Origin of the sequence: Brevundimonas sp. (assembly GCF_044239655.1) — a bacterium.
Lineage (GTDB): Bacteria > Pseudomonadota > Alphaproteobacteria > Caulobacterales > Caulobacteraceae > Brevundimonas.
Genome location: NZ_JBIIAY010000257.1, coordinates 1 through 3,364, shown reverse-complemented (window position 1 = coordinate 3,364; position 3,364 = coordinate 1). Strand labels below are relative to the sequence as shown.

The window sequence follows — 3,364 nt, the reverse complement described above, 5'->3', positions numbered from 1 at the left end:
GCTGCTGCGTCTACTTCGCGTTGTGCTAGTTCTTCTGTTGTTAGAGGGCGCTCAATGACTTCCCCTGTTTCACAGTTTACTTCGATTGCTGTTGTCATTATTTCTCCTTATGAGTTTGATATGCCGTAGAGAGTTGCTGTGCAGTATTGAACAAAGTTTTTTGCATCTCCTGTGCTATTTTCTTGCGTTAAAAACTTTAATGAATTAATTGCAGTTGAACTTGACCATAAACCAGCCAACAAAGATTGACTAGCAGATGTTGCATTAGTTTCATTAACGCTATCTATAATTACAGACTTGTTATTGCTTCCAGCGTAGTTGGAAAAGTAAAACTCTGAATTACCAAAAGTGTTAGATGTAGAACCATTACCAGAACAGTAACCCCAAAGAGATGAGGCGCTTGTATAACTGGCAGAACTAGCAATAGAACCATTTCCAAAAAGAAGTTTGCTTGATAGGTTTGTAGTTGCTGAATTAGGCTGTACATAAATCTGATTAGTAGACTCAGTAGATGTATTTCTTATACTTAACTTTACAAGTAAATCCGTGTAAGTGCTAGGGATAGAAGTAAAGTCAATGCTTGAAGCACCACCGCTTCCAACAGTTACCGATGCAATTTTATTAAATGTGTTAGGCATTATGCAGCCGCAATTCCATAGAGAGTAAAGGTAGAACCAGCAATCCAGTTATTTAATCCAGCGGGAAAAACAGTTATAGAAGTAATAGCCTCTGGTGTTTTTCTCCATAAAGCAACATTTGCAAATGTCCAAAATCCCGCAGAAGCACCTCTGCTAATAATTGTTTTGTAAGTTGTTGTATTTGCATAGTTCATAAAATGAATAACATTTGCAGCAAAAGTATCGCTAGGGCTGCCTGCTGAAGTATGAATACCTATTCTGCAATAATTATCTGTTGTCACTTGTTCAGAAAATGCTGAAGACCCATCTCCAGCAAGTGTTGTGTATGAATAATTAGAAGCACTGTCACCGTTAATTCTGCAGAAAAAAACATTTCCAGTGCCTGCAATTGAACTTCTACAAGATGCTACTAATACTAAATCTGTATATGTACTAGGAATTGATGACATAACAAGTTGAGATGATGAGCCGCCAGGTGCAGTTACTGATGCTATTGGTTCGTATGTTACTGCCATTTGTTACCCCTTAATTCCGTATAGTGCAAAGCGTGATGCGCTTGAGAAGTTTGGACCAGTACCTGCGATTATACTAATTGAGTTAATTGCGGTAGTGCTCATCCATAAACCTGAATCTAAACCAATCCATGCTGCACCAGTTGATGCAGAGTTTTGATCAAAGCCACTCAAGGCTCTAATTGTTTTATACTTTGATGTATTTGCATAATCAAGAATATCAATAACGCCAATGCCAAACATATTAGCGTTTGTATTACCAGGAAAACCACCAATTTCAATTGCATTAGCGTGAGTTTCTGAATAAGCCGTAGACCCTCCACCGTTAAGAGAGTGGCTTCTATAATTACTTGTTGTTGTATCTCCGTTAATTTGTAATTTAGCATAGTCATTAACTGCAGCACGACTTGTCTTTGCTAGATAACGAATCTGTAAATGAGTATAAGTACTAGGAATGGAAGTAAATGTAATTGTTCCACTACTTCCAGTTCCGCTTATGCTTTCAATAGACTCAAATGAAGGAGGCACATAGTAAGCATTACCTACCAGCAGTGAGCCACTTTTAATTTTGTTTTTAATACTGATAACAGCCATTAGATTGGATACCTCACTATAATTATTCCTGAACCGCCATTGTACCCATTTTGTAGGGCTGGACCAGATGAACCCGCATAACCATAAGTACCGCCGCCACCACCTGTGTTGGCAGTTCCTGCACTTCCAGGATTATTAAATGTTGTAGTGTCATAACCGCCACCTGAACCACCACCACCAAGTGCTTGACCGCTTCCAATAGATGAACCACCACCAGCAAAATAATAATTTCCACCAGATAATTGACCAGCAGAAGTAGCCGTACCAATAGCATCTAAAACTAAATAATCTCCATAACCTGTACCACCTGCACCATTGCCACCGCGTCCAGCATTAGGTGCAACATTTGTTGAACCAACGGCAGAAAAACCTCCACCACCAGCACCTTCATTACCTGAACCGTTGTAAGCACCACCATTAGAACCTTGTCCAGATGTTGCAGTGCCGCCTGCAAATGTACCTAAACCGCCACCACCTGCGCCACCGCCTGAACCACCGTTAGCGCCTGAACGTGTGCCACCAGATGATGCGTTAGAGCCACCTCCACCGCCACCATATATTGTTCCTGAAACTGAACCAAAAGATGAGTTACCGCCGTTTGCTCCTGCTCCAGCACCGCCTGCACCACCTGCACCAACAGTGCAAGTGTAGGCTATAGCAGTTAATGATTGTGCAAGTTGCAGTTTATAGCCACCCGCACCACCTCCACCACCAACAGAAAAGTTGTAAACAGGTCCACCACTACCACCACCTGCAATTGTTAAAACATCAGCAGATAAACTTTGCAATGGTGTAAAAGTTCCAGATGAAGTAAAAGTATGATAAGCATATCCATCTAATAAAACAATAGTTCCACCAGTTGCTTTAGGTGCAAATGCAGAATTACCAACAAGGAGACTGCGACTGAACACTCCAGTCTTAAGACTTCTAATAGCCATTGTTACTCCTTAATAAGTAATTGTACCAGAACCATTGAATTGATAAATATGAAACGAACCAGAGGTTGTGTATGTAGGAGAACCTGTTGTGTTTGCTGCTTGAAGTACAGAACGTAGAATAACTACGCCTGAACCACCTGCACCACTTACAGAAGGACCGCCTGGACCAGAGGCTCCGCCTCCACCACCTCCTGTGTTTGCAGTACCAGCCGTTGCAGGACCAAAATTTCCATCATATCCTGCACCGCCGCCGCCAAGACCTCCAGCACTACCGCCAAAAGGATTCTGCTGGTCGTTACCGCCACCGCCACCAGCATAGTAAGTTGCAGTTCCAGTTATAGAACTTTGAACTCCAATTCCACCATTACCAGCAATTGCAGCACTGCTAGAGCCAGAAGCATTGCCACCAACGGCACCTGCTCCACCTCCACCGCTACCAGCAAATCCACCATTTAGGTTTCCTGCTCCACCAGCATATCCTTGGTTTGCAGTTCCTGAACCAGCATCTGGATTACTTCCACCTGCTCCACCAGAACCGCTACCACCAGTAGCATTACCGCCACCACCATTGTTAGCGTCTGTTTTTCCGCCGCCACCAACAGATGTAATTGTTGAAAATACTGAGTTACTTCCTGGAAGACCAGGAGAGGCTCCGCCTCCGCCAACAGTTACTGTATAAGCA

Annotated in this window: 5 protein-coding genes; all 5 read right to left on the bottom strand. The window is 42.7% G+C overall.

Features of this window, described 5'->3' with window-relative positions:
* Positions 1–107 precede the first annotated feature (107 nt).
* Positions 108–638 carry a hypothetical protein gene (locus ACILQR_RS17835; protein WP_395652707.1) on the bottom strand — a complete coding sequence of 177 codons (531 nt, stop codon included), beginning with the start codon at positions 636–638 and terminating at the stop codon, positions 108–110.
* Positions 638–1,153 carry a hypothetical protein gene (locus ACILQR_RS17830; protein ID WP_395652706.1) on the bottom strand — a complete coding sequence of 172 codons (516 nt, stop codon included), beginning with the start codon at positions 1,151–1,153 and terminating at the stop codon, positions 638–640. Before ACILQR_RS17830 ends, ACILQR_RS17835 begins: the two co-directional genes overlap by 1 nt.
* A 3-nt stretch (positions 1,154–1,156) precedes the next feature.
* On the bottom strand, positions 1,157–1,744 hold the full coding sequence (locus ACILQR_RS17825; RefSeq protein ID WP_395652705.1) for a hypothetical protein: 588 nt from the start codon (positions 1,742–1,744) through the stop codon (positions 1,157–1,159).
* A complete protein-coding gene (locus ACILQR_RS17820; RefSeq protein ID WP_395652704.1) occupies positions 1,744–2,682 on the bottom strand; it encodes a glycine-rich domain-containing protein in 939 nt (312 codons plus the stop codon). The genes ACILQR_RS17825 and ACILQR_RS17820 overlap by 1 nt, the downstream gene beginning before the upstream one ends.
* A 9-nt stretch (positions 2,683–2,691) precedes the next feature.
* Positions 2,692–3,364: glycine-rich domain-containing protein (locus ACILQR_RS17815; RefSeq protein WP_395652703.1), on the bottom strand; the 673-nt coding region annotated here is incomplete at its 5' end.

What these genes read in the sequence shown, in the direction of transcription:
- ACILQR_RS17825 (WP_395652705.1), bottom strand. Translation starts at nt 1,744, where the DNA reads ATGGCTGTTATCAGTATTAAAAACAAAATTAAAAGTGGCTCACTGCTG.
- ACILQR_RS17835 (WP_395652707.1), bottom strand. Translation starts at nt 638, where the DNA reads ATGCCTAACACATTTAATAAAATTGCATCGGTAACTGTTGGAAGCGGT.
- ACILQR_RS17820 (WP_395652704.1), bottom strand. Translation starts at nt 2,682, where the DNA reads ATGGCTATTAGAAGTCTTAAGACTGGAGTGTTCAGTCGCAGTCTCCTT.
- ACILQR_RS17830 (WP_395652706.1), bottom strand. Translation starts at nt 1,153, where the DNA reads ATGGCAGTAACATACGAACCAATAGCATCAGTAACTGCACCTGGCGGC.